Raw genomic sequence first — 25,628 nt, forward strand, 5'->3', positions numbered from 1 at the left:
GCGTCAGTCCCTTTCGAATGAGCTGTGCGGAGGTGCGTCAGCGCCCGGCCCAGGCAATCGCGCCTTCCAGAATCCGCTTCAGCGTGGCGCGGATCGGCGCGGCGAATGCGGGGTCGTAAGGCACCGGCCAATTGTCGGGCGTCCCCTTGCCCTCGGGCTCACGCATATAGCCGCGGTTGGAGAGTTCCATCTGTAGCGCATGGACATTGTTTTGCGGCTGGCCGAAATTGCGCGTAATCCAGCCGCCCTTGAAGCGGCCATTCACAACGTATGTCTCGCCGGTTTCGGCGAGGATCTGACCGACCATCGCCTGCAAGGCCGGGTCGGCGCTCTTGCCGTCATTGGTGCCGAGATTGAACACCGGCAGCGTGCCATCGAACAGGCGCGGCAGCACCGAGCGGATCGAATGGCAGTCATAAAGGACGACCTTATCGTGCAAGGCGCGCAGTCTGTCGATCTCGGCCTGCAGGGCCGCATGATAAGGCATGAAGTATTTTTCGCGACGTTCGTCGACTTCCGACGGTCGGGGCTCTTCGCCCTTGCGGTAGAGCGGATCGCCATCGAAGGTCTCGGTCGGGCACAGGCCGGTGGTCGTCTGACCGGGATAGAGCGAGGCGCCGGACGGGTCGCGATTGACGTCGATGACGGTGCGCGAGATGGCGGTGTGGACGATGGTCGCGCCAAGGCCTTCGGCAAAGTCATAAAGCTTGTCGATCCACCAGTCGCAGTCGCGCTGGCCGAGCCAGGGCGAAACCAGCCGGTCGTCAAGGCCGGCGAGATCGATGCCGGTATGCGGGATCGAAACCAGCAGGGGTGCCGGGCCGCGGCTGACCGTGAGCCAGCTGTCCATCATGCTGCTCCAGAAATTGCCGGCAGCACCACCGCGCCTGCCGCCTTCACCGCCGCGCCGCTGCGCACCATGGCGATGGCCTTTTCCATGTCGGGATGGAAATGCCGGTCATTGTCAAGATGCGGCACCTCAGCCCTGACAAGCCTGCGCACTGCCTCGAGTGCTGCGCTCGACGCCAGCGGTGCATGGAAATCGCAACCTTGCGCGGCGGCCAGCAATTCTATGCCGATGACGGCCGTCGCATTCTCGACCATGCCGATCAGCCGGCGCGCGCCGTGCGCTGCCATCGAGACGTGGTCTTCCTGGTTGGCCGAGGTCGGGATCGAATCGACGCTGGCCGGATAGGCCTTCTGCTTGTTTTCCGAGACGAGTGCCGCCGCCGTCACCTGCGGGATCATGAAGCCGGAATTCAGGCCGGGCTTCGGCGTCAGGAAGGCCGGCATGCCCGACAGCGCCGGGTCGACCAGCATGGCGATGCGCCTTTCCGACAGCGAGCCGATCTCGCAGACGGCGAGCGCGATCATGTCGGCGGCGAAGGCCACCGGCTCGGCGTGGAAATTGCCGCCGGAAAGTGCGGTGTCGTCCTCGGCGAAGATCAGCGGATTGTCGGTGACGCCGTTAGCCTCGGTACCCAGCGTCTCGGCGGCCTGGCGCAGCACGCTAAGCGCCGCGCCCATCACCTGCGGTTGACACCGCAGGCAATATGGGTCCTGTACGCGTTCGTCGCCGACCCGGTGCGATTCACGAATGGCGCTGCCGGCCATCAAATTGCGCAACGCCTCTGCCGTCTCGATCTGGCCGCGATGCTTCCTCAAGAGATGGATGCGTGGATCGAATGGCGCGTCGGAGCCTTTCGCGGCATCGGTCGACAGCGCGCCGGCAACCAGCGCCGATTGATAGAGAACTTCGGCATCGAAAAGGGCGGCCAGCGCATAGGCAGTCGAGAACTGCGTGCCGTTGAGCAGCGCCAAGCCTTCCTTGGCGCCGAGCGTCACCGGCTCCAATCCGTGCGAGACGAAAGCGACCTTGGCCGGGAAGCGGCCATGCGGGGTGAAACACTCGCCAACGCCGATCATGACAGCCGTCATGTGCGACAGCGGCGCGAGGTCACCTGAGGCGCCGACCGAGCCTTGCGCCGGCACCACCGGAATGACGTCATTGGCGAGCATCGCCTCCAGCAATTCGATAGTCTGCGGCCGCACGCCGGAGGCGCCCTGCGCCAGGCTGGCCAGCTTCAGCGCCATCATCAGCCGGACGATCGCAACCGGCATCGGTTCGCCGACGCCGGCGGCATGTGACAGCACGATGTTGCGTTGAAGGGTCTCGAGGTCGGCGGCGGGAATGCGGACGCTGGCCAATTTGCCGAAGCCGGTGTTGATGCCATAGACCGGCTCGCCCTTGGCAACGATGCGCGCCACCGCCTCGGCGCTGGCCTTGATCTTGGGACGGCAGGCAGCGTCCAGCTTCGGCACAACGCCGCGATAGATTTCGCGCCAGTCGGCCAGCGTCGCATTTCCAGGCTTCAGCACGAGTTCGGTCATTGTCCCCTCCAGATGCGGGCATGCAGCGGGTTGAAGCCCATGCGGTAGACGAGCTCGGCCGGACGCTCGACGTTCCAGATCGCCAGGTCGGCGGATTTGCCAGCCTCCAGCGTGCCGGTCTGTCCGAGCAGCCCAAGCGCACGGGCCGCCTCGCGGGTCACGCCGGCCAGGCATTCGTCGACCGTCAGGCCAAATAAGGTCGCAGCCATGTTCATGGTCAGCAGCAGCGAGGTCAGCGGCGAGGTGCCGGGATTGTTGTCGGTGGCGACCGCCATCCTGACGCCATGCTGGCGGAACAGGCCGATCGGCGGTTTCTTGGTCTCACGAATGAAATAATAGGCACCGGGCAGGATCGTCGCCACGGTGCCAGCCGCGGCCATTGCCGCCGCACCGGCCTCGTCGGTATATTCGAGATGGTCTGCCGACAGCGCGCCATAGCGCGCGGCGAGTTCGGCGCCGTGCAGATTGGACAATTGATCGGCGTGGAGCTTGACCGGCAGGCCTGCTGCTTTCGCCGCATCGAACACCCGAGAAATCTGCTCGGGCGAAAAGGCGATGCCTTCGCAGAACCCATCGACGGCATCGGCCAAACCCTCGGCGGCGACCGCCGGAAGAATTTCGTTTGCGACCAGATCGACAAAAGCGTCCTTGTCGCCTTTCGCCTCGGGCGGCAGCGCGTGGGCGCCGAGGAAACTCGTGCTGACCGTCACCGGGCGCTCGTCGCCAAGCCGCCGCGCCGCGCGCAAAGATTTCTTCTCGTTTTCAAGGTTGAGACCGTAACCCGACTTGATCTCGACCGTGGTGACGCCTTCGGCGATCAGCGCATCGAGGCGCGGCAGCGACTGGGCGACCAGTTCGTGCTCGCTGGCAGCGCGCAGCGCCTTGACGGACGAGACGATACCGCCGCCGGCCTTGGCGACCTCTTCATAGGTGGCGCCGGCCAGCCGCATCTCGAATTCATTGGCGCGGTTGCCGGCATGGACCAGATGAGTGTGGCAGTCGATCAGGCCCGGTGTGATCCAGCGGCCTTCGCAATCGACAATCTCGGCGCCTTGTAAAAGCGCAGCCGGCATGTCGGCTTCCGGGCCGGCATAGACGATCACGCCATTGCGTGCGGCGATCGCGCCGTGTTCGACGATGCCCAGCCCGGCAGCACGTTCAGCCATGGTCGCTAGGCGCGCATTGCGCCAAAGGCGAACCTCCCCTGCCCGATCTTTGCTCTCTCCAGCCATCATCTTTTCCGTTTCAATCGGTGGCGATTATGTATATACATATTGAAACGCACTGCAAGTGGTATCATTGCACGGGACATAGGGAATCGGAGAGAAAAACGTGACGGCGATCTTTGCGGAACAGGCGCTTCTGCCCGACGGTTGGCATTCCAATGCCCGGATCGTCGTCAGTGATGGCCGTATCACCACGATCGAGCCGAACGCGTCTTCCCAGCCCGGCGACGAACGCCATGCCATTCTGCTGCCAGGCATGCCGAACCTGCACAGCCACGCGTTCCAGCGCGGCATGGCGGGCCTTGCCGAGCAGCGCGGCCCTTCAGCCGACAGTTTCTGGAGCTGGCGCGAGGTGATGTATCGTTTCGCACTGTCGATGACACCGGATCAGGTCGAGGCGGTCGCAGCCCAGCTCTATGTCGAGATGCTGGAGGCCGGATTTTCGCGCGTCGGCGAGTTTCACTACCTCCACCACGATCGCGATGGCCAACCCTATGCCAATATCGCCGAGATGGCGGAGCGCATCACTGCCGCCGCTGCCGACACCGGCATCGGACTGACGCTGCTGCCGGTCTTCTATGCGCATTCCTCCTTCGGCGGCGCTGCGCCGAACGAAGGCCAGCGGCGATTTATCAACGATGTGAATCGGTTCTCGCAGCTCGTTGAGAAATGCCAGGAATGCGTTCGCACCTTGAATCAAGGCGTCGTCGGCGTCGCCCCACACAGTCTGCGCGCCGTGACACCGGAGGAACTGGAGGATATCGCGGCAATGGTGCCGGGCGGACCGATCCACATCCATATTGCCGAGCAAGTGAAGGAAGTCGAGGACTGCCTTGCCTGGTCCGGGGCACGGCCGGTCGAATGGCTGCTCGCCAATGCCAAGGTCGATGAGCGCTGGTGCCTGATCCATGCCACCCACATGACCGATGCGGAAACGATTGGCATGGCGAAAAGCAGAGCAATCGCCGGCCTCTGCCCGATCACCGAGGCCAATCTCGGCGATGGCACCTTTGCCGCGCCCCTGTTCACGCACCATGGCGGCCGCTTCGGCGTCGGCTCCGATTCCAATGTGCTGATCGGCCTGCCCGACGAATTGCGGCAGCTCGAATATTCGCAGCGCCTCGCTCATCGCGCCCGCAATGTGCTTGCGGTCGCCGGCGGCTCGACCGGCCGCGCGCTGTTCGATGCAGCGCTCGACGGCGGCAGTGCCGCCCTTGGCGCGGGCCCCTCACAGATCACCAATGGTGCCTCAGCCGATTTCGTCTCGCTCGATGGCGCCCACCCTTCGCTGGCCGGCAAGACGGGCGATGCGGTGCTCGACGCCTGGATCTTCGCCAACGGCACCAAGGTCGATTGCGTCTGGGTGCATGGCAAGAAACTGGTCATCGGCGGCAGGCATGCAAGGCGCGATGCCATTGCCGAGCGTTTTCGCAAGGTGATGACGGCGCTTTCGGCATGAGCACAATCGAGACAATGGACGTCGGCGAGCCCCTCTCGCTGCACCAGCGCATCCTGTCCGACATCAGCGAGCGGATCCTGTCCGGCGCCTGGGCGCCCGGGCATCGCATCCCGTTCGAGCACGAGCTGACGGCCGAGTACAAATGTTCGCGCATGACGGTCAACAAGGCGCTGTCGCAGCTTGCCAAGGCCGGGCTGATCGAGCGCCGTCGCCGCTCCGGCAGCTTCGTCCGGCGGCCGCAGTCGCAAGCCGCGGTGCTGGAAATCCACGATATCAGGATCGAGGTCGAGGCGCTCGGTCTGCCCTATCGCTACGAGCGTGTGGCGCGACATAAAAGGCGCAGCAGCGCGGAGGACCGCGAGTTGCTGGAGCTCGCTGCCGCCGGACCAGTGCTGGCGCTGGAATGCCAGCATTTCGCCGGCAAGCGGCCGTTCGCCCACGAACAGCGGCTGATCAACCTGGCCGCCGTGGCCGAGGCCGCCGACGAGGAATTTCGTGCTATCGCGCCCGGGCCGTGGCTGATTGCCCGCGTGCCGTGGAGTGCCGCCGAGCACCGCATTCGCGCTGTCGCCGCCGACAGACACATTGCGACGGCACTCGATATCGAGGCCGGCGCACCGTGTTTGGTGGTCGAGCGGCGGACATGGAGCGCCGAGCACCCGGTCACCCATGTCCGTTTCACCTACCCGGCGGACAGCCACATGCTGGTGGCAAGGTTTACGCCTTCGCAGGGGTGATTACCCTCCCCCTCGAGGGGAGGGTCGCGGAGCAAATGCCGCATGGCGGCATTTTGTGACGCGGGGTGGGGTCGGTGCAACCCCACCGACCCCACCCCGTCTCGCAATCTCCGCTTCGCTCCGACTACTCGCCGACCCTCCCCTCAAGGGGGAGGGTAAAGCCCCGCTTCTCAGATGGCAGCGGTAACGATGATCTCGACCAGATATTCCGGTCCGGCAAGCTTGGCCTCGCCGGTGGCGCGGGCCGGGGTGTGGCCCTGCGGCGCCCACTTGTCCCATTCCGCGTTCATCTCGGCAAAGGTGCTCATGTCGGCCAGCCAGATGATCGCCTGCAGGATCTTGGTCTTGTCGGTGCCGGCCTTGGCCAGCAATTCGTCGATGGCCGCCAGAATGTCCCGTGTCTGGGCGCCGACGTTTCCGCCCGGCTGACCGACCTGACCGGCCAGATAGACGGTGTTGCCGTGGATGACGATCTGGCTCATGCGCGGGCCGACATCGATGCGACGAATGCTCATTGGACGTTCCTTCCTTTGTGGTTCGCGCTTCTTTAGAGTCGCGGTTCGCCGGGGGCAAGGTTGCACGAGCGAATCCTCTTGAGCCAACCGCCAAAGAGCACAGGGCAAATCTCCTCGGTCGCCGTAATTCCGCCCGATTGGCTTGTTGACTAATGTAATAACATCACATATCCAATCGCCGCCGACGTACCAGTCGTGCCGCCACGGATCGTATATGACCAAAACCTGCCTGACCTTCCGCGATCTGACGCTGGGCTACAACAGCCATCCGGCGATCCATCATCTCGACGGCACGATCCGCCGGGGATCGCTGACTGCCGTCGTCGGCGCCAATGGCTCGGGCAAGTCGACCCTGATGAAGGGTATCGTCGGCGTGTTGAAGCCGATGGCCGGCAAGGTTGTCCGCGCGCCCGGCGTGCGCGCCGCCTATCTGCCGCAGCAGTCGGAGCTCGACCGCTCCTTTCCGGCCAGGGTTGTCAATCTGGTTTCGCTCGGGCTGTGGCCACGGCGCGGGCTGCTCGGCCGCTACACCAAGGAAGATCGCGATTCGGTCAGCCAGGCGCTGTTGGCCGTCGGCCTCGGCGGCTTCGAGAAGCGCCCGATCGACACGCTGTCGGGCGGCCAGCTGCAGCGCACGCTGTTTGCCCGCGTTCTGTTGCAGGATGCCGACCTGATCCTGCTCGACGAGCCGTTCAACGCCGTCGACACCAAGACGGTCGGCGACCTGATCGCACTGATCAAGCGCTGGCATGGCGAGGAACGCACGATCATGGTGGTCGTGCACGATCTGGAGCTGGTGCGCCAGAATTTCCCCGAAACGCTGTTGCTGGCGCGCCAGCCAATCGCCTGGGGCGAGACCAAGGAAACGCTGCGGCCGGAAAACCTGTTGCGCGCGCGCCGCTTCCACGAAGCCTGGGAGGAGAACGCGCCCTGGTGCGAGCCCGTCAATCATGAGCACGGTGATCACGCTCACGACCCTGGGCACCACCATCATCACGGTTCTGGGCCGAGGGCGGCATGATGGAGACGCTCTACGGTCTTCTCATCGCTCCGTTCGCCGATTTCGCCTTCATGCAGCGGGCGCTTGCCGGGTCGCTGATGCTCTCGCTGGGCGCCTGCCCCGTCGGCGTCTTCCTGATGCTGCGGCGCATGAGCCTTTCCGGCGACGCCATGGCCCACGCCATCCTGCCGGGTGCTGCCGCCGGCTTCCTGTTCTATGGGCTGGAGATCCTGCCGATGACCATCGGCGGGTTGATTGCCGGCATCATCGTGGCGCTTGGCGCCGGTGCCGTCTCGCGTTTCACCATTCAGCGCGAGGACGCCTCGATGGCGGCCTTCTACCTGATTTCGCTGGCCATCGGCGTGCTGATGGTGTCGATCCGCGGCTCTAGCGTCGATCTCATGCATGTGCTGTTCGGCACCGTACTGGCACTCAATAACGAGGCGCTGACGCTGATCGGCGGCATCGTCCTGGTCACGCTGGTCAGCCTCGCCGTCTTCTGGCGGGCGCTGGTCGCCGAATGTCTCGACCCGCTGTTCCTGCGTTCGGTCAGCCGGCTGGGCAGCCCGGTGCATTTCATCTTCCTCGGCCTCGTCGTGCTCAACCTTGTCGGCGGCTTCCAGGCGCTCGGCACCTTACTGTCGGTCGGCTTGATGATGCTGCCGGCCGCCGCCGCCCGCTTCTGGACCATGCGCGTCGAGCCGATGTGCGTGCTGGCGGTGCTGATCGGCTTTGCCTCCTGCGTCGCGGGGCTGCTTCTGTCCTATCATGTTTCGCTGCCTTCCGGCCCGGCCATCATCCTGTCGGCGGGCGTCGTCTATTTTGCTTCGATCTTGTTCGGCACGCGCGGCATCCTGCGCGCCCGTATTATCCATCACCGCCACAGAACCGCCTGATGCCAAAAAGGAGACTTGTCCATGCTGAAGTCGATCCGCGCCGCCTTGGCAACGAGCGTTATAACATTAACTGCCTTTAGCGCGTCGTCGGCCTTCGCGGAGCCGTTGAAAGTGGTCGCCAGCTTCACGATCATTGCCGATTTCGCCAAAAATGTCGGCGGCGACCGCATCAATCTGACCACTATCGTCGGGCCGGATGGCGATGCCCATGTCTACGAGCCGAGCCCAGCGGACGCGGTGGCAATGGCGGGTGCGGATGTGGTGCTGGTCAACGGCCTGCATTTTGAAGGCTTTCTGCAGCGCCTGGTCGACGCCAGCGCCACCAAGGCGACAATCGCCGTTCTGACCAAGGACGTTACGCCGATCAACTTCAAACCCGAATTCGCCGACGCCGATGCCGCCGAAGGCGAAGACACCGATCCACATGCCTTCCAGTCGATCGCCAATGCCAAGATCTATGTGAAGAACATCGCCGACGCCTTCTGCACCGCCGACGCTGCGGGTTGCGACAGCTACAAGGCCAATGCCACGGCCTACACGGCGAAGCTCGATGCGGTCGAAGGCGAAGTGAAGGCGGCGATCCAGTCGATACCGGAAGAGAAACGCGTCGTCATCACCTCGCATGATGCCTTCGGCTATTTCGAAAAGGCCTATGGCCTCACCTTCCTTGCCCCCGAAGGGGTGTCGACCGAGTCGGAGCCGTCCGCTGCCGACGTCGCCAAGCTGGTCAGCCAGGTCCAGCAGGACAAGGCGGCGGCAGTCTTCATCGAGAACATCACCAACGCGCGGCTGATCGAGCAGATCGCCAGCGAGACCGGCATCAAGGTGGGCGGCACGCTCTATTCTGACGCGCTGTCGCAGCCCGACGGCCCGGCCTCGACCTATATCGACCTGATGCACAACAACATCGCCCAGATCAAAGGCGCGATCCTCGGAAGTTGAGTCGACGCGTCCATTCGACTGGGGCATTGTCGCCCCGGTTGGATTTTCCGGCTCGCAATAGCTATTTGGCAGAGAATTCCCCCGATGCGGATTGCCGGCTTCGTCGGGGAGTGGCAAGACTGCCGCCAACAAGATTGCGAGGACAAGACCATGGAATATCGTGAGATCAGCGAGGACTATTCGGTCTCGGGCCAGATCCAGCCCGCCGACGTCGCTGCCATCAAGGCCGCCGGCTTCAAGAGCGTCATCTGCAACAGGCCGGATGACGAGCAGCCCGGCCAGCCTTCGGCCGACACGGTCAAAGCGGCGGTTGAAGCCGCCGGGCTCGCCTTCCGTTACATCCCGGTCGTCAGCGGCCAGATCACCGCCGAGAATGTCGAGGACCAGGCCGAGGCGCTCGACGAACTCGAAGGCCCGATCTTCGCCTATTGCCGTTCCGGCGCCCGCTGCACCAATCTTTATGGACTGATCCAGCAGCAGAAGGGGTGAGAGGCGTTCCGATGGTTAGTGACGCCGCCGCCTGGCTATGACCCGCTGCAGGCAGAAGAAAGCGACAAACAAAGCGACATATAGCGCGAGATCGACGAGCGGAATCGTAGCAACCAAAAGTACGATGAAGCCCGCGAGACAAATCGGAAAGCCGATACCGCACCACCAGCGCGCCCTGGGATGAGTGAGTTTGACCCAGCCATAGGGCCACGAAGGCCAAGGATTGATGATGCGCAGCTCCCAGGCCTTCGGTTCATGCGCGACGTGGATCAGGCTACCAATCGTGAACGGCACAAGCCCCACTAGAAACAGGACGATGCCGGCGAGCTGAAAATTCGACATGGTTCACACTCAAATCGGCAGCGCGCCGGTTTCCTTCAGCGTTTCGAGCACGATCGCCGTCTTCACATGCTGCACGGATTCGTGCGGCAGCAGCACGCCGTTGACGAATTCCGACAGCGATTTCAGGTCGGGCGTCACCACTTTCAGGATGTAGTCCATCTCGCCGGTCAGCGCATGCGCCTCCTGCACTTCCGGTAGCCGAGCCACCAATTCGCCGAAGCGCTGCGCATTGTCGCGGTTGTGGGTGGCAAGCGTCACCGAGATGACGTTGACCAGCGAGAAGCCGAGCTTGTCGCGGTCGAGTACCGCCCTGTAGCCTCTGATATAGCCGTCCTCCTCCAGCCTCTGGCGGCGGCGCGAACATTGCGACGCCGACAGGTTCACCCGTTCCGATAGATCGTTGTTGGTCAGCCGTGCGTCACCCTGTAACAGAGCCATTATCTTGCGATCAAACTGATCAACGCGCGCGTCATCCATGGATTCTTCTCCGTTCATGCACAACCCACGCATAAACTGATCATTTCAAGCGTTTGAATGCAAGCACCGTGCAGCCACTCCGCGCTATCATTGCGTCGAGATGGCCTTTCCCGGCCAACAACGGCTTTGGAGGATTGCTATGGGTCCCTTCCCGCACGACGCACCGCCCGCGAAGATCAGCAAAGCCAACCCCGCCGGCACCGACGGCTTCGAATTCGTCGAGTTCGCGCATCCTGAACCGGAAAAGCTCGCCAAGCTTTTTAGCCGCATGGGCTATGTGCCGGTGGCCAAGCACCGCACCAAGGACATCACCGTCTGGCGGCAGGGCGACATCAACTATGTCGTCAATGCCGAACCCGACTCGCATGCAATGAAATTCGTCGACAAGCATGGGCCCTGCGCAGCGTCGATGGCTTGGCGGGTCGTCGATGCCAAGCATGCCTTCGATCACGCCGTCGCCAAAGGGGCCACGCCTTACGAAGGCGCCGACAAGGCGCTCGACGTGCCGGCAATCGTCGGCATCGGCGGCTCGCTGCTTTATTTCATCGAGGTCTACGGCGAAAAAGGCTCGGCCTATGATGCCGAGTTCGACTGGCTGGGGGCGCGCGACCCGAAGCCGGAAGGCGTCGGCTTCTATTATCTCGACCACCTCACCCACAATGTCTACCGCGGCCAGATGGACAAATGGTGGGACTTCTACCGCGACCTGTTCGGCTTCAAGCAGATCCATTTCTTCGACATCGACGGCAAGATCACCGGCCTGGTCAGCCGCGCCATCACCTCGCCCTGCGGCAAGATCCGCATTCCGCTCAACGAATCCAAGGACGAGACCAGCCAGATCGCCGAATATCTGAAGAAGTACAATGGCGAAGGCATCCAGCACATCGCCGTCGGCACGGACGAGATCTACGGCGCCACCGACAGGCTGGCCGCCAACGGGCTGAAGTTCATGCCAGGTCCGCCCGAGACCTATTACGACATGTCCCACGACAGGGTTAGCGGCCATGACGAGCCGATCGAGCGGATGAAAAAGCACGGTATCCTGATCGACGGCGAAGGCGTGGTCGACGGCGGCACGACCAAGATTCTGCTGCAGATCTTTTCCAAAACCGTGATCGGACCGATCTTCTTCGAATTCATTCAGAGGAAGGGCGATGAAGGCTTTGGCGAGGGCAATTTCCGCGCATTGTTCGAATCGATCGAGCAGGACCAGATCAAGCGCGGGGTGCTGAAGGTGGACGGCAAGGCGGCGTAGCCAGTTCGGCCCGAGGTGCCTTGTGGTTTGATCAGTTATGACCTTAATTCTGGTCATAAGAGGTCTGACCATGAATGTTCCGATGGCAAAAGCAAAGGCCCAACTCTCCGAGTTGGTGAAACGTGCCCAGGCCGGCGAAGAGATCCATCTGACGCGGCACGGAGAGGTGGTGGCGACCTTGAGCGCGCCCGCCCGGGCTGGCGGAAGCAAGGGCCTTTTTGGGGCCCTGAAAGGCCAAATTCGGATATCGGATGATTTTGATGAACTCGGTCCCGAATGGGACGAGTACACTAAATGAGCCACCAATATCTGGTGGATACTCATATTCTGCTTTGGGTACTCACGCCTTTCGGACCACCATCGCGACATCTTTCTTGCGGGCGAGGATGTGGTCGTCAGCGCCGTCTCGGTAGCAGAGATCGCCATCAAGAAATCGCTCGGCAAAGTCACGCTGACAGGCAACATAGTGGAAATCTTGCGATCGAACGGCATTCCGATCCTCAGTGTGAATGAACTACACGCGGCGAGGCTTGAGCATTTGCCGCTCCATCACCGCGATCCTTTCGACCGTCTGCTCATCGCACAGGCTCAAATTGAAGGCCTGACGTTGGTCACTGCGGATCGGCATTTTTCAGCCTATGACGTTACGTTGGTTTGATCATTCCAGATTCAGCCGCTCGACCTCCGCTTTCCGCAGCTTCAGATCATAGTCGAGGAAGAACTCGTCGAGCTGCGGGGGCTTCACCGACGTGCCGGACAGCATTGCGTGCACTTGGCCGCGATGATGGATGTCGTGGATGAAGAGATGGGCGAGCAGGTCGCCGATGCGCTCGGGGATCATGCCGTCCTCGCGCCGGTCGGTGATGACGCGGCGATCGAGATCATCGGCCGATAGACGGTCGCAAAAGGCGACCAGCCGCCGGTCGGCTGCCGCCCGCTTGCCAAAGAGCGCGTCCGCTTCGTCGAAGAGCAAGAACCCATCATAGGCTGCGGCGCCAACGCCGCCCTCTTCGAGAAAATCGAGATAGAGATGATCGACTGCCAGGATGTGGTTGAGCGTGGCCTTGATCGACGGGAAGAAGCTGGTTCGCTCGGCTTCGAATTCACCGGGCTGAAGCTGCAACACAGCGCGATAGAGCCGGTCGTTCGACCAGAGATTGTTGCGCGCCATGCGGCGGAGATGGTCTAGCAGGTCCATGGCTTCACTCCGCTGACTGGACCAAGGACACGCCCGCCCACAGAAGCGCAAATCCGGCGAGAACGACCAGCAGAAGCCGGTTCATGCGCCGCCGCATGGCTTGCGTCTCCTCGTCCCGCGCCACGTTCGTGTTGGTGACGGTATGGAACATCATCGCGTTGCGCGGAAAGCCGCTGCGGTTGGTCAGGTCGCGAGAGCGCGCCTCGATGCGATAGCTCAGCCGGATCGCCTGGACGAAGATCGCCAGCATGACAAGGGCCCAGACACCGCACAGAAGATAGAAAGACGTGCCCGTCATTGTCCTAGCTCTCGTATTTCTCGACCTTCTGCTCGATGGCGCCGAAGATCGAATGTCCGGCCTTGTCCTTCATCTCGATGCGCACAGTGTCGCCAAAGCGCAGGAATGGCGTTTTCGGCGCGCCAGCCTCGATCGTCTCGATCATCCGCAACTCGGCAATGCAGGAATAGCCGGCGCCGCCCGCTGAGACAGGCTTGCCCGGGCCACCGTCGAGCTTGTTGGAAATCGTGCCCGAACCGATGATCGTGCCGGCGGCCAGCGGCCGGGTTTTCGCGGCATGTGCAATCAGCGCCGAAAAATCGAAGGTCATATCCACGCCGGCGTTGGCCCGGCCGAACGGCTTGCCGTTGAGATCGACCAGCAGCGGCAGGCTGACCTTGCCGCCATCCCACGCGTCGCCCAACTCGTCCGGCGTCACCGCGACCGGCGAAAAGGCCGAGGACGGCTTTGACTGGAAAAAGCCAAAACCCTTGGCAAGCTCTGGGGCGGTCAGGGAGCGCAACGTGACGTCATTGACCAGCATGACCAGCCGGATCGCGGCCCGCGTCTCATCGAGGCTTGCTCCCACTGGAACATCATCGACAACGACAGCAATCTCCCCTTCCATATCGACGCCAAAAGCCTCGTCGGCCGCCCGGATCGGATCACGCGGCGCGATGAAACTGTCCGAACCGCCCTGATAAATCAGCGGATCGGTCCAGAAGCTTGCCGGCATCTCGGCACCGCGCGCCTTCCGCACCAGCTCGACATGGTTCACATAGGCCGAGCCGTCTGCCCATTGATAGGCGCGCGGCAGCGGCGAATGGGCGTCATGCTCGTGAAAGCGCGCTGACGGCACCGCATTGTTCTCCAGCGATTCCGCCATGGCAGCCAGATGCGGCGCTATCCGGCCCCAGTCGTCGAGCGCCGCCTGCAGCGTCGGCACCAGAAACGAGGCATCGGTAAAGCGCGTCAGGTCGCGCGAGACGACGACCAACTTTCCGTCACGCGTCCCGTCTTTCAATGTGGCAAGCTTCATGCGGTTTCCTCTCCTCGTACAGCTTTCCCGCTGCTTAGCCCACAACAAGGCCGTCGCGGGCGATCGTCAAGTCACCGGCCCATGTTTTCCTGACGGCGACGATCCAATCGGCCTCACCGATCTCGGGATCGTCGGCCGGAATGAGGTGGTTGAGCACCAGTCTCCCGACCCCGGCGTCGGTGGCGATGCGCCCCGCCTCGCCAGCAAAACTGTGGCTAGCGAGCAGATGTTCTCTCAGCCGCGCGCCGTTGCCGGTCTTCGCGACGAGCCGCTCGATGCCGTCTTCCAGCATGGCTTCATGGACGAGGACATCGGCGCCTTTGGCAAAATCGGCCAATGGCGGAAAGAATGCCGTATCGGCGGAGAACACGACGCTTTTCGCACCATGTTCGAAGCGCAGCGCAAAGCAGTCGGTCACCGGCGGGTGGTCGACGCGCAGCGCTGAAACCTTCAGGCCGCGCTCCTCCATCACCCGGCCTTCGCCGAATTCGACGATCGAAACCATGTCTGCGATATCGGGCCGGCCTTCGTCGGCGATGCGTATCTCGATATCGAATTCCATCGCCTGGCAAAAGCGCTGCCAGTGATGACCGGTGCCGGGCGGGCCGAACACGGTGACCGGTGTCGCCAGACCCGCCGTCCACGCGGTGTGGATAAGCGGACCAAGTTCCAGCACATGGTCGGAATGCAGATGCGTGACGAAGACCAGGTCGAGCGCCTTGAGGCTGATGCCGGCGTCGACCAGTCCGCGCGTCACGCCAAGTCCGCAATCGACGACGATCTTGCGGCCGCCGATCTCCAGCAGCGATGAACTCGGCCACGGGCCGCCCGGCCGGAGCGCCGGGCCACCCTTCGAGCCCAGCAGCACCAGCCGCGTTGGATCAGCGCTCAAGACCAGTCGCCCTCGGGCGTGCCGTTGAAGCGCTTCTTCAGATCGGCCCAGCAGTCGATGTAATTATCCTGCCGGGTTTCAACCTCGGCGGCGTAGCGGGTCAGCATCTGCGGGAATCGCGTCTCGAACATGAAGGCCATGGTGTTGTCGAGCTTGACCGGTTTCAGTTCGGCGCGCGAGGCCTTTTCGAAGCCAGACGCATCAGGCCCGTGGGCCAGCATCAGATTGTGCAGGCTGATGCCGCCGGGAACGAAGCCCTCTTCCTTGGCGTCGTACTGGCCGTGGATCAGGCCCATGAACTCGCTCATGATGTTGCGATGATACCAGGGCGGGCGGAAGGTGTTCTCGGCCACCAGCCAGCGCGGCGGGAAGATGACGAAGTCGATGTTGGCGGTGCCCTCCTCGCCGCTCGGCGCTGTCAGCACCGTGAAGATCGACGGATCGGGGTGGTCGAACAACAGTGCGCCGACCGGCGAAAAGGTCGCAAGATCATATTTGTAGGGCGAATAATTGCCGTGCCACGCCACCACATCCAGCGGCGAATGATCAAGCTCGGTGACGTAGAACTGCCCGCACCATTTGACGATCAGCCGGCAGGGCGTCTCCTTGTCCTCGAACCAGGCGCAAGGCGTCTTGAAATCGCGCGGATTGGCCAGGCAATTGGCGCCGATCGGGCCACGATCCGGCAGCGTCAGCTTGGCGCCGTAATTCTCGCAGACATAGCCGCGCACTGTTTCATCGACCAGCTCGACCTTGAACACGAGGCCGCGCGGCAGCACCGCGATCTCGCCCGGTCGCAATTCGATGACGCCCATCTCGGTGACGAGGCGCAAGCTGCCGACCTGCGGCACAACAAGCAACTCGCCATCGGCGTTGAAGAAATGGTCGTCGACCATCGAACGGTTGGCGACATAGACATGGGCCGCCATGCCGGTCTGGCCGAGCACGTCGCCGGCGGTGGTGATTGAGCGCATGCCGGCGATGAAGTCGGTCGACTCGCTCGGCATCGGCACCGGATTCCAGCGATACTGGCCGAGCGCCAGCTCGTGATCGCCAACATTCGGCGCGCTCTTCCACAGCGGATAGTTCGCTGGTTTGAAACGGCCAGTGTGCCTGACGCTCGGCCTGATGCGATAGAGCCAGGAGCGCTCATTGGTGCCGCGCGGCGCGGTGAAGGGCGAGCCTGAGAGCTGCTCGGCATAAAGGCCATAGGCTGGCCGCTGCGGCGAGTTACGCCCCTGCGGCAGCGAGCCGGGCAAGGTTTCGGTCTCGAAGTCGTTGCCGAACCCCGGCATGTAGGAAAAGGCCATGGCATCCTCCCCGGATTGACCAGATTGGTTTCATTTGTAACCATTGAAAATGTAACTATCAATCTTCCGATTTGCCTGGATGCGCACAATGGACATTCTCGAGCTCGAAAGCTTCCTGCCCTACCGGCTCTATCGTCTTGCCGATGCAGTCAGCCGCGAATTCTCGAGGGTCTACAAGGACCGTCACGGTCTCACGCGCCCGGAGTGGCGCACGCTGGCCGGGCTCGGGCAGCACGGCACGATGACCGCGACGGAACTTGGCGAACAGTCGGCCATGCACAAGACCAAGGTTTCGCGCGCCGTCGCCGAGCTCGAACGGCGACGCTGGCTGACTCGCACACCGGATGAAAAAGACCGCCGCATCGAACACCTGACGCTAACCGCGGCAGGCCTTGCCGCCTACCGCGAGATGGTGCCGTTGGCAAAAGCCTTCGAGCAGGAATTGCTGGCGAGGCTGAGCGCTGATGAACGCACAGCGGTCACAAACGGATTGATTGCGCTCAAGAGGGCTCTGGGCAAGGATTAGGCGCTCACCAATTCATCACCACCTTGCCGGAATTGCCGCTCTTCATCGCCTCGAAGCCGGAGATGTAGTCGTCGATGCCGATGCGGTGGGTGATGAGGCCGCTGACATCGAGCGGACCCTGCACCAGCGCAATCATCTTGTACCAGGTCTCGAACATCTCGCGGCCGTAGATGCCCTTGAGATGCAGCATCTTGAAAATGACCTTGTTCCAGTCGATCTCGAAGCCGGTCGGCGCGATCCCGAGAATAGCGATCTTGCCGCCATTGTTCATGGTGTCGATCATGTCGCGGAAGGCGGGTGCGGCGCCCGACATTTCGAGGCCGACGTCAAAACCCTCAGTCATGCCGAGCGCCGGCATGATATCGCGCAGCTTTTCCTTCGACGCGTCGACCACATGCTGAACGCCGAGTTTTTTCGCCAGCGCCAGCCGCACCGGGTTGATGTCGGTGATAACCACTTTTCGGGCGCCGACGCACTGCGCCACCAGCGCACCCATGATGCCGATCGGCCCGGCGCCGGTGACCAGCACGTCCTCGCCGACGAGATCGAAGGACAATGCGGTGTGCACCGCATTGCCTAAGGGATCGAAGATTGCCGCGATCTCGTCGGGCACATCGTCGGGGATCGGCACGACATTGTGCTGCGGGATCGCCAGATATTCGCCGAAGGCGCCCGGCCGGTTGACGCCGACGCCGAGCGTGTTGCGGCACAGATGCCCCCTGCCCGCCCGGCAGTTGCGGCAATGGCCGCAGACGATGTGGCCTTCGCCCGAGACGCGCTGGCCGACCTTATATTCGGTCACCGCCGCACCGAAATCGGCGACCGTGCCAACAAACTCGTGGCCGGTCACCATCGGCACCGGCACGGTCTTCTGCGCCCACTGGTCCCAATTGTAGATGTGGACGTCGGTACCGCAGATCGCGGTCTTCTTGATCTTGATCAGAACATCGTTCGGGCCGATTTCCGGCACCGGCACTTCTTCCATCCAGATGCCCGGCTCGGCCTTGGCCTTGACCAGCGCCTTCATCATGTTCGACATTCTTTTGTCCCCAGAACCTTAGTCGCTTGAATCTCTTGACCCGGAATCGCTTTTCGGTTCCGGCCGTTCAGGAAATCACACCGAGTTCGCGCCCGACCGCACCGAACGCCTCAACCGCACGGTCGATGTCGGCACTGGAATGGGCGGCCGACATTTGCGTGCGGATCCGCGCCTGGCCTTTCGGCACCACCGGGAAGGAAAAACCGATGACATAGATGCCGCGCTTCAGCATCCGTGTCGCCATCTCCTGCGCCAACGTCGCATCGCCTAGCATGACCGGGATGATCGGATGATCGGCGCCGGCCAGCGTGAAGCCGAGCTTACCCATCTCGGAGCGGAACCGCGCCGCATTGGCATATAGGCGCTGACGCAGAGCATCGCCATTACCGATCAGTTCGAAAACCCGGATCGAGGCGCCGGCGATGGCCGGCATCAGCGTGTTGGAAAACAGATAGGGCCGCGAGCGCTGGCGCAGCCAGCCGACCACCTGGCTCCTGCCCGACGTGTAGCCGCCCGACGCGCCGCCCAATGCCTTGCCGAGCGTGCCGGTGATGATATCCACCCTGCCCTCGACGCCGCAATGCTCGGCCGAGCCGCGGCCGTTCTTGCCGACGAAGCCGACGGCATGGCTGTCGTCGACCATAACCATCGCATCATACTTTTCGGCAAGATCGCAGACGCCCTTCAGATTGGCGATGATGCCATCCATGGAAAACACGCCATCGGTGGCGATCAGCCGGAAACGGCAATCCATTGCCTCCTTCAGCCGCGCCTCCAGATCGGCCATGTCGTTGTTGGCGTAGCGGAAGCGTTTTGCTTTCGACAGCCGTACGCCGTCGATGATCGAGGCGTGGTTCAGCGCGTCGGAGATGACCGCATCCTCCTCGCCGAGCAGTGTCTCGAACAGGCCGCCATTGGCATCGAAGCAGGAGCCATAGAGGATCGTGTCCTCCATGCCGAGAAAGCCAGAAATCGTTGCTTCGAGCTGCTTGTGCTCTTCCTGTGTGCCGCAGATGAAACGCACCGACGCCATGCCATAGCCATAGCGGTCGAGTGCCTGCTTGGCCGCGTCGCGCAATTCGGCGCTGTCGGCGAGGCCGAGATAGTTGTTGGCGCAGAAATTCAGCACCTTCTCGCCGCCCACCTCAATCTCGGCCGACTGCGTCGAGGTGATCACCCGCTCGGATTTGTAGAGGCCGGCCGATTTCAGCCCTTGAAGCTCGCTGTCGATGTGGGAGAGGAATGCCGCGCTCATGATCAGGCCCTGGTGAGATTGAATGGACTGTCGCCCCGCGCGGGCGAAAAATCCACCGCAAAAGCGACCGCTTTGGTGGCGCGAAGGCCAGTGCCCCGAAAGGCGCCAATGGCTGATGTTCAAATGCGGGCGCGCCGCGAAAGAACACAATAACCATTTCGCGAGCTTTTCCACCGCTGCCGCTGTCGCCGGTCCGTCGACTTCCAGAGCTGTTAACACTTTCAAGCCAATGGTTCTCGCACCTAACAATCTGTCGGCGAGAGGGACCGCCCCAGAAAATGTCGCAGCAGCCGGTGCAAACCATTTCGGGCAGGCTCGTACTGTTGATCAGGGCGGGCTATTGGCTGGCGCTGCTGATCATTGCAGCCATGGTGATTGCCTCTTTCGTCCTTCTCCAGCAGATGATGGCTGCCCAGCGGCACGACGATGCGCTGCTCGACGTCGTCGGCACGCAAAAGGCGCTGTCGCAACGCATTGTCTTCCTTGCCAACGCGGCAGGTGCTGCTTCGCGTGACCAGCAACCGGCTCTGGTCACCGCATTCAAACAGGCAACGGCGGAGTTCGAGAGGAACTACGATCTCCTGCTCGAGCGAGTCGTCGCCCACCCGGCGTCGCCGGCAAGGTTCGACCCAAAATCGATCGAGAGCGTACTTTTCGCCAAGCCGTTTCATCTCGATTACTTCTCGGTCGGGCTTATTGCCAACGGCGGACGCCTGGTTTCGGCGTTTGAATCGCAACTCGGCATGGCCGATAATGGCGGCTACAAGGGCGGCGGCGAACGCGTCAACCTCGACGCTTCCATCGCCAATGCTACGCTGTCGGGCTATGCGGCACTCGGCCAGCGCATCAGCGCCCATGCCGATGCACGATCGGAAACACTTCTCGATCTCCATCGAACGCTGTTCTACACCACCATCGGCGTCATCGTGCTGGTGGCGCTTTTCATCTTCAGGCCGATGTCGAACGCCATTCTGCGCAAAACGCATGAGTTGATCGATGCCCGCAATTCGATGGCCTTCATCGCCGTGCATGACGGCCTTACCGGCCTGCACAACCGCACTTTCCTGACCGACCATTTCGATAGGTTGATCAAGGGCGCGCAGCGTCGGCGAGAACGGCTTGCGGCGGTCCAGCTGGACCTCGACCGGTTCAAGCAGATCAACGACACACTCGGCCACGCCGCCGGCGACTATGTGCTGGTGGTGACGGCGCAGCGGATGCGCGATTCTTGCCGGACGTCGGATCTCTGCGTTCGTCTCGGCGGCGACGAATTCGTGATGATTCTCGATGGTGCCGGCGGGACCGAGGATATCAACATGGTTGCCAGGCGCACCCTGAGAAAGGTCAACGAGCCGATCGTCTTTCAGGGCACGACCATCCTTCCGGGCGCCAGTGCCGGCGTGGCCGTCTATCCGGTCGACGCCGACAATGCACGAGATCTGCTCGTCCACGCCGACCTCGCGCTCCACTGCGCCAAGAAGCAGAACGGCGGCAGTCTCTCATTCTTCTCCGAAGAGTTGCGGCAGGAACTCGATCACCGCAAACAGCTCGAGCATGACATCAGGATTGCCATCTCGGAGAAGGCGTTCCAGGTCTACTTCCAGCCGCAGGTTTCATTGTCGAGTGGCACGATCGGCGGCATCGAGGCGCTGGTTCGCTGGAAACACGCCGAGCGCGGCATGATCGCGCCGGGCGAGTTCATTCCCCTCGCCGAAAAATGCGGACTCATGGCAGAGATCGGCCGCATCGTCATCGCCAAGGCGATCAGCGCGGCGGCCGAGTGGAACCGCGCCGGCATTGCCTTCGGACGGCTCGCCGTCAACGTGTCCGGCTCCGAACTGCGTGAGCCTGATTTCGATGCTTTCCTCTTCGAGACGTTGGAAAGGGCTGGCCTGCCGCCACAAAGACTTTCGCTCGAAATCGTCGAATCCGTCATTCTTGATGATGAGAAAACCGGCATCGCAGCAAAGCTTCGGCATATCCGCGCCGCCGGCGTGCATCTCGAACTCGACGATTTCGGCACCGGCTACGCATCGCTCAGCCACGTCAACCCGAACGAGATCGACCGGCTGAAGATCGATCGTCGCTTCGTCCAGAAGATCAACGAGAACGGCGACAACACCAAGATCGTGCGAGCCATCACCGAACTCGCCCGCGGCCTTGGCATCTCGATCGTCGCCGAGGGCGCGGAAACCGAGGCCGAGCTCGATTCGCTGATGGTGATCGGCTGCGACCAGGTGCAGGGCTATTCCATCGCCTTCCCGATGCCGCAGGACAAGGCACGCGAATGGCTGGTCGCGCGGGCGCCGAGGAAGGCCAGGTTCAGAGTGCTACAGGGAAGCCTGGCGTAAGGCGCCAACCTTGACAAGCCTCCTCGGAAATTGCCGCCTGTCATGATCGGAAACGGATATTCCGGATGCTGATGCCGCTTCGCCTTGCCGTGCTGATCGTGCTGTTTTTTGCTTTCCCGGCAGGCGCCGCCGATCGCACCATCTATCTCACCTTCGACGACGGCCCGCTGACCGGCACCAGCAACATTCTCGATGTGCTCGAGGCCGAGCAAGTTCCGGCGACTCTCTTCATGGTTGGCATGCATGCCCAGGCGAACGGGCTCAACAAAGCGCTGGTGCAGCGCGCCAAGAGGATGCCGCTGGTGACGATCGGCAACCACAGCTACAGCCACGCATACAACCACTACCGGCACTTCTATGGCGACACCGAAGGGGTCGTCGCCGACATGCTGCGGGCCAACGCGGTGCTGGGGTTGAAACCATCGGTCCATGCACGGCTGCCGGGGCGCGACGTGTTCAGGCTGCTCTCGATGTCGAAGAACGACACTTCACTGGGACTGGCGGAAGAGGGCCGCGAGGACCCCGACTACGAGTTCGTCGCCGCGTCCGGCTTCTACCTCTACGGCTGGGATCATGAATGGGTCCACGAAAACAGCGGCAAGCCGGTGCAGACCGTCGATCATCTGGTCAGCGAAATCGATCATTTGTTCGGCTATGGCCGCTTCGTCAAACCGGGCAAGCTGATCCTGCTGATGCATGACGAGATGTTTCAGGACGTGTTCGACGGCAAGGCGAACCTGACGGCCCTGATCAAGGCGCTGAAGCTGCGCGGTTACACTTTCGGCGCGATCTCCGGCTATGACGGCTGAGCACGTCAGGTAGATTCGGACTGCGACACCTAGCCCTCGACATTCGCCCGCAGTACCGCCAGTACTTCCGCAAACTCCGCCAGCCTGTCGTCGGACAGCCCCTTCCGCAGCCGCTTGTCGAAGGCGAACGCGGCGGTGCGCAGTTTCAGGAACAGCGCCTCGCCGGCTTCGGTCAGCTCGACCTGGTGAACCCTGCGGTTGACGGGATCGCGGCGCCGGGTCAGCAAGCCCTGCGTTTCCATGGCGTTGAGATGGTGGGTCAGCGTTGCACCCCGAATGCCGATCATGCCGGCGAGTTCGCGCTGGTTGGCCAGTTCGCGCGACTTGACCGACAGCAGGGTGACCCAGACCGGCAACGTGCCGCCCGCCTCGACCAAGGCTGCGTCGAAGGCCTGTGCGACAAGCTTTGCGGTCCGGGCGAGATTCATCCCGATTGGCGGGCGGTCAAAGGGCGTCATGATCCGACACTAGAACAAGGCCAAGGCCTATGGAACTGGCTCGGCCTACACATTGACATCTAATCATTAGATATCTATCTATATGGCTAGCGGTGGGCAAGAGAGGAAATGCGGTCATGCAATATGTCTACATCATCATCCTCGGCCTTCACGTCATCGCGGGCGTGTTCTGGGCCGGCACGACTATCGCGGTTGCCCGCGACCCAGACATCCGGGCGGAACGGTTCTTCCGGCCGCAAATGGGCGCGGCCGGCATGGTGTTCCTCACCGGCATACTGCTCTGGTATTTTTTCCACGAGGGCGTTTTCGGCTCGGTGGAGAAAGTTCTGGCGCTGGGCATCGTGACGGCCTTGATCGCCGCCGGCGTGCAAGGCGCGCTGGTGGGCTCCGCCAGCAGGCAGCTTGCCGGCGCCGACGCCGCGACGCAGACCCAGTTGCGCGCGAAGATGACAAAAGGCGAACGCATCGCCGGCGGACTACTGGTCATCACCGTGTTCTGCATGGCCACCGCCAGGATGTTTTGAGCGGCGCTACCGCGATCCAATTCACGAGATCGTACGGTGCCCGGCTCCAGCCGGCGGCGTGCGCGGCGCGCACCGGGCCTAAGCGGAAGGTGGCTCTCCCTGCGAAGGGTTCGGCTGCGCGCCACCAATCAATCCAGCGATCGTCAGATCCGCAGGCCGAACCTGATGCCGTCATAGATGGCGGCGTGGATGTTGCGCGAGGCGACCGCGTCGCCAATGCGGAAGAGCACGAAACCGCCTTGCGGATTGCGCTGGGGAAAAATGTCGCCGCCACTGACCAGCCGCTCGTAATCGACTGCGCCGCCGTTCTTCGACAGCGGTTTGAGCGCCAGATAGAGATCGTCGAGCGGCAGCGTGCCGTGCTCGACCACCACCTGGTCGACCCGCCGCTCGCCACGCCAGCCATCGGCGAAGTCGGAGGCAAGCTCGGCGACCAGCTGATTGCCCTCGCGCCGCACCGAGCGCAGCCGCGTGTTGATGGTGATGGTGACGCCTTTCTCCTGGAAGGCGCGCATATAGGGCACGTGGTTCATGCCGCCCATTTCCGGGGCAAAGAAGCGTTCTGGCGAAACCAGCTCCAGCTTCGAACCACTATTGGCGATCAGTTCGGCGGCGCCCATGCCCTGATGGCCGCCATTGTCGTCATAGAGCAGCACGTTTTCGGCAGGCTTGACGCTGCCGGCCATGATGTCCCAACTGGAAGTGACGAGGTTATCGCCTGCAACTAGCGGCGGGTTCTGCGGCAGGCCGCCGGTGGCGACCACCACCACGTCTGGCGACAGCGCCAGAACATCGTCCTTCTCCGCCCAGGTGTCGTAGCGGATCTCGACGCCGAGCCGGTCGAGCTCGGCAAGCCGCCAGTCGATAATGCCGATCAGCTCCTTGCGGCGCGGATTCTGCGTTGCCAGCCGTACCTGGCCGCCGGCCTGGCTGGAGGCTTCGAGCACCGTCACCTGATGCCCACGCTCAGCGGCGACGCGCGCCGCTTCCAGCCCACCGGCACCGGCGCCGACGATCACCACCTTGCGCTTTGGACCCGCGGTCTTAACGATGATGTGCGGGATCTCGGCCTCGCGGCCGGTCGCCGCATTGTGGACGCACAGCGCCTCGCCGCCCTCATAGATGCGGTCGAGGCAATAGGTGGCGCCGACGCAAGGGCGGATTTCATGCTCGCGACCCTCCATCACTTTCCTCACGATATGCGGGTCGGCGATATGGGCGCGGGTCATGCCGACCATATCGAGTTTTCCCGTGGCGATGGCATGACGTGCGGTGGCGACGTCGGAAATGCGCGCCGCATGGAAGGTCGGGAATTTCGTCGCCGCCCTCACCTCGCCGGCAAAATCAAGATGCGGCGAGGAGCGCATGCCAGTCACCGGGATGACCTTGGTCAGCGCCGCGTCGCTCTCGATCGAGCCGCGGATGATGTTGAGGAAATCGACCTTGCCGGAACCGGCCAGCCGCCTGGCGATCTCGACACCCTCCTGTTTCGAAAGGCCCTTCTCGAAATCCTCGTCGGCGACCATGCGGATGCCGACGACGAACTTTTGGCCGACCGCAGCCCGCACCGCTTCGAGCACCATATTGGTGAAGCGCAAGCGGTTGTCGAGCGTACCGCCGAACTCGTCGTCGCGCTGGTTGGTGGCCGGCGACCAGAAGCCATCCATCAAATGGCCGTAAGCCTCGAACTCAATGCCGTCGAGTCCGGCGGCTTGGCAGCGCTGGGCGGCCGCGGCGTAGTCAGTAACGATGCGCTCGATGTCCCAATCCTCGATGGTCTTGGGGAAGGCGCGATGCGCCGGCTCGCGCACCGGCGACGCGGACAGCACCGGCAGCCAGTCGGCCTTGTTCCATCCGGTGCGGCGGCCGAGATGGGTGATCTGGATCATCACCTTGCAGTCATGCTCATGGCAGGCATCGGTGAGGTCTTTGAGCCATGGCACGATGCGGTCGTCATAGAGGTGCAGATTGCCGAAGGCGGCTGGGCTGTCGCGCGAGACGATCGCCGAGCCTGCCGTCATGGTCAGCGCCATGCCGCCTTTGGCTTTTTCGGCATGGTAGAGTCGGTATCGCTCTTTCGGCATGCCGTCTTCGGAATAGGCCGGCTCGTGACTGGTCGACATGACCCGGTTCTTCAGCGCCAGATGTTTGAGTTGATAGGGCTGGAGAAGCGGATCGTTGCTGGTCATCGTCTTCCTGCTGTTTCAAATTGTGCTAATGA

The 25,628-nt window shown here is 62.6% G+C and carries 28 protein-coding genes; 13 read left to right on the forward strand and 15 right to left on the reverse strand.

Features of this window, described 5'->3' with window-relative positions:
* Window positions 1-37 precede the first annotated feature (37 nt).
* Genes hutG through hutI form a run of 3 tightly spaced genes read right to left on the reverse strand, consistent with a single transcriptional unit; the run spans window position 38 to window position 3,623 of the window.
* A complete protein-coding gene (hutG, locus tag ABID19_RS26285) occupies window positions 38-853 on the reverse strand; it encodes an N-formylglutamate deformylase (protein ID WP_354493829.1) in 816 nt (271 codons plus the stop codon).
* Window positions 850-2,391, reverse strand: coding sequence for a histidine ammonia-lyase (gene hutH, locus ABID19_RS26290; protein WP_354493830.1), 1,542 nt, complete (start codon window positions 2,389-2,391; stop codon window positions 850-852). The genes hutG and hutH overlap by 4 nt, the downstream gene beginning before the upstream one ends.
* Window positions 2,388-3,623 (reverse strand): imidazolonepropionase, encoded by a 1,236-nt coding sequence (hutI, locus tag ABID19_RS26295; protein WP_354493831.1) that lies wholly within the window; start codon window positions 3,621-3,623, stop codon window positions 2,388-2,390. The genes hutH and hutI overlap by 4 nt, the downstream gene beginning before the upstream one ends.
* Window positions 3,624-3,723: 100 nt before the next feature.
* Between hutI and ABID19_RS26300 the strand changes: the two genes are divergently transcribed.
* Together ABID19_RS26300 and hutC are read left to right on the forward strand one after the other, a co-directional pair.
* Window positions 3,724-5,076 (forward strand): formimidoylglutamate deiminase, encoded by a 1,353-nt coding sequence (locus ABID19_RS26300; RefSeq protein WP_354493832.1) that lies wholly within the window; start codon window positions 3,724-3,726, stop codon window positions 5,074-5,076.
* Window positions 5,073-5,813, forward strand: a complete 741-nt coding sequence (gene hutC, locus ABID19_RS26305) for a histidine utilization repressor (RefSeq protein ID WP_354493833.1) — start codon at window positions 5,073-5,075, stop codon at window positions 5,811-5,813. Before ABID19_RS26300 ends, hutC begins: the two co-directional genes overlap by 4 nt.
* Before the next feature lie 170 nt (window positions 5,814-5,983).
* On the opposite strand, the gene ABID19_RS26310 is transcribed toward hutC, so the two are convergent.
* Entirely contained in the window at window positions 5,984-6,328 is a 345-nt protein-coding gene (locus ABID19_RS26310; protein WP_126106962.1) for a RidA family protein, read from the reverse strand.
* A 214-nt stretch (window positions 6,329-6,542) separates the two neighbouring features.
* Between ABID19_RS26310 and aztA the strand changes: the two genes are divergently transcribed.
* The 4 genes from aztA to ABID19_RS26330 all read left to right on the forward strand — a co-directional run bounded on the left by aztA (window position 6,543) and on the right by ABID19_RS26330 (window position 9,655).
* A complete protein-coding gene (aztA, locus tag ABID19_RS26315; protein WP_354493834.1) occupies window positions 6,543-7,349 on the forward strand; it encodes a zinc ABC transporter ATP-binding protein AztA in 807 nt (268 codons plus the stop codon).
* On the forward strand, window positions 7,349-8,224 hold the full coding sequence (gene aztB, locus ABID19_RS26320; protein ID WP_354493968.1) for a zinc ABC transporter permease AztB: 876 nt from the start codon (window positions 7,349-7,351) through the stop codon (window positions 8,222-8,224). The genes aztA and aztB overlap by 1 nt, the downstream gene beginning before the upstream one ends.
* A 21-nt stretch (window positions 8,225-8,245) precedes the next feature.
* Window positions 8,246-9,166: a zinc ABC transporter substrate-binding protein AztC gene (gene aztC, locus ABID19_RS26325; protein ID WP_354493835.1), complete on the forward strand. Its 921-nt coding sequence runs from the start codon at window positions 8,246-8,248 to the stop codon at window positions 9,164-9,166.
* Between the two features lie 150 nt (window positions 9,167-9,316).
* Window positions 9,317-9,655, forward strand: coding sequence for a protein tyrosine phosphatase family protein (locus ABID19_RS26330; protein ID WP_354493836.1), 339 nt, complete (start codon window positions 9,317-9,319; stop codon window positions 9,653-9,655).
* 15 nt (window positions 9,656-9,670) lie between these two features.
* Here ABID19_RS26330 and ABID19_RS26335 read toward each other — a convergent pair whose 3' ends face one another.
* On the reverse strand, window positions 9,671-9,997 hold the full coding sequence (locus ABID19_RS26335) for a hypothetical protein (RefSeq protein WP_354493837.1): 327 nt from the start codon (window positions 9,995-9,997) through the stop codon (window positions 9,671-9,673).
* 9 nt (window positions 9,998-10,006) lie between these two features.
* Entirely contained in the window at window positions 10,007-10,474 is a 468-nt protein-coding gene (locus ABID19_RS26340) for an Lrp/AsnC family transcriptional regulator (protein ID WP_077372472.1), read from the reverse strand.
* Window positions 10,475-10,613: 139 nt separating this feature from the next.
* Between ABID19_RS26340 and hppD the strand changes: the two genes are divergently transcribed.
* From hppD to ABID19_RS26355, 3 genes are all read left to right on the forward strand, one after another.
* A complete protein-coding gene (hppD, locus tag ABID19_RS26345; RefSeq protein ID WP_354493838.1) occupies window positions 10,614-11,729 on the forward strand; it encodes a 4-hydroxyphenylpyruvate dioxygenase in 1,116 nt (371 codons plus the stop codon).
* A 70-nt stretch (window positions 11,730-11,799) separates the two neighbouring features.
* Complete coding sequence (locus ABID19_RS26350) at window positions 11,800-12,027, forward strand: type II toxin-antitoxin system Phd/YefM family antitoxin (protein ID WP_095485689.1); 228 nt, start codon at window positions 11,800-11,802, stop codon at window positions 12,025-12,027.
* A gap of 90 nt (window positions 12,028-12,117) precedes the next feature.
* On the forward strand, window positions 12,118-12,387 hold the full coding sequence (locus ABID19_RS26355) for a type II toxin-antitoxin system VapC family toxin (RefSeq protein WP_352932727.1): 270 nt from the start codon (window positions 12,118-12,120) through the stop codon (window positions 12,385-12,387).
* Here ABID19_RS26355 and ABID19_RS26360 read toward each other — a convergent pair whose 3' ends face one another.
* Genes ABID19_RS26360 through hmgA form a run of 5 tightly spaced genes read right to left on the reverse strand, consistent with a single transcriptional unit; the run spans window position 12,388 to window position 16,445 of the window.
* Window positions 12,388-12,927 (reverse strand): DinB family protein, encoded by a 540-nt coding sequence (locus ABID19_RS26360; protein ID WP_354493839.1) that lies wholly within the window; start codon window positions 12,925-12,927, stop codon window positions 12,388-12,390.
* Window positions 12,928-12,931: 4 nt separating this feature from the next.
* Window positions 12,932-13,225, reverse strand: coding sequence for a hypothetical protein (locus ABID19_RS26365; protein ID WP_354493840.1), 294 nt, complete (start codon window positions 13,223-13,225; stop codon window positions 12,932-12,934).
* Between the two features lie 4 nt (window positions 13,226-13,229).
* Window positions 13,230-14,243 carry a fumarylacetoacetate hydrolase family protein gene (locus tag ABID19_RS26370; RefSeq protein WP_354493841.1) on the reverse strand — a complete coding sequence of 338 codons (1,014 nt, stop codon included), beginning with the start codon at window positions 14,241-14,243 and terminating at the stop codon, window positions 13,230-13,232.
* Between the two features lie 34 nt (window positions 14,244-14,277).
* Window positions 14,278-15,135: an MBL fold metallo-hydrolase gene (locus ABID19_RS26375; RefSeq protein WP_354493842.1), complete on the reverse strand. Its 858-nt coding sequence runs from the start codon at window positions 15,133-15,135 to the stop codon at window positions 14,278-14,280.
* Window positions 15,132-16,445, reverse strand: coding sequence for a homogentisate 1,2-dioxygenase (gene hmgA / locus ABID19_RS26380; RefSeq protein WP_354493843.1), 1,314 nt, complete (start codon window positions 16,443-16,445; stop codon window positions 15,132-15,134). The genes ABID19_RS26375 and hmgA overlap by 4 nt, the downstream gene beginning before the upstream one ends.
* A gap of 88 nt (window positions 16,446-16,533) precedes the next feature.
* On the opposite strand from hmgA, the gene ABID19_RS26385 reads away from it, so the two are divergent.
* Complete coding sequence (locus tag ABID19_RS26385; protein ID WP_354493844.1) at window positions 16,534-16,971, forward strand: MarR family winged helix-turn-helix transcriptional regulator; 438 nt, start codon at window positions 16,534-16,536, stop codon at window positions 16,969-16,971.
* Window positions 16,972-16,975: 4 nt separating this feature from the next.
* On the opposite strand, the gene tdh is transcribed toward ABID19_RS26385, so the two are convergent.
* Together tdh and ABID19_RS26395 are read right to left on the reverse strand one after the other, a co-directional pair.
* Window positions 16,976-18,010, reverse strand: a complete 1,035-nt coding sequence (tdh, locus tag ABID19_RS26390) for an L-threonine 3-dehydrogenase (protein WP_354493845.1) — start codon at window positions 18,008-18,010, stop codon at window positions 16,976-16,978.
* A 67-nt stretch (window positions 18,011-18,077) separates the two neighbouring features.
* Entirely contained in the window at window positions 18,078-19,265 is a 1,188-nt protein-coding gene (locus ABID19_RS26395) for a glycine C-acetyltransferase (RefSeq protein ID WP_354493846.1), read from the reverse strand.
* Between the two features lie 278 nt (window positions 19,266-19,543).
* On the opposite strand from ABID19_RS26395, the gene ABID19_RS26400 reads away from it, so the two are divergent.
* Window positions 19,544-21,616, forward strand: coding sequence for a putative bifunctional diguanylate cyclase/phosphodiesterase (locus ABID19_RS26400; RefSeq protein WP_354493847.1), 2,073 nt, complete (start codon window positions 19,544-19,546; stop codon window positions 21,614-21,616).
* A gap of 65 nt (window positions 21,617-21,681) precedes the next feature.
* Window positions 21,682-22,425, forward strand: coding sequence for a polysaccharide deacetylase family protein (locus ABID19_RS26405; RefSeq protein ID WP_354493848.1), 744 nt, complete (start codon window positions 21,682-21,684; stop codon window positions 22,423-22,425).
* Window positions 22,426-22,454: 29 nt separating this feature from the next.
* Here ABID19_RS26405 and ABID19_RS26410 read toward each other — a convergent pair whose 3' ends face one another.
* Window positions 22,455-22,883: a MarR family winged helix-turn-helix transcriptional regulator gene (locus tag ABID19_RS26410; protein ID WP_354493849.1), complete on the reverse strand. Its 429-nt coding sequence runs from the start codon at window positions 22,881-22,883 to the stop codon at window positions 22,455-22,457.
* A 116-nt stretch (window positions 22,884-22,999) separates the two neighbouring features.
* Between ABID19_RS26410 and ABID19_RS26415 the strand changes: the two genes are divergently transcribed.
* On the forward strand, window positions 23,000-23,407 hold the full coding sequence (locus ABID19_RS26415; RefSeq protein WP_354493850.1) for a hypothetical protein: 408 nt from the start codon (window positions 23,000-23,002) through the stop codon (window positions 23,405-23,407).
* Between the two features lie 143 nt (window positions 23,408-23,550).
* Here ABID19_RS26415 and ABID19_RS26420 read toward each other — a convergent pair whose 3' ends face one another.
* A complete protein-coding gene (locus ABID19_RS26420; RefSeq protein WP_354493851.1) occupies window positions 23,551-25,596 on the reverse strand; it encodes an NADH:flavin oxidoreductase in 2,046 nt (681 codons plus the stop codon).
* Between the last annotated feature and the right edge of the window lie 32 nt (window positions 25,597-25,628).

It is taken from the genome of Mesorhizobium robiniae, assembly GCF_040545535.1.
Classification (GTDB): Bacteria; Pseudomonadota; Alphaproteobacteria; order Rhizobiales; family Rhizobiaceae; genus Mesorhizobium; species Mesorhizobium robiniae.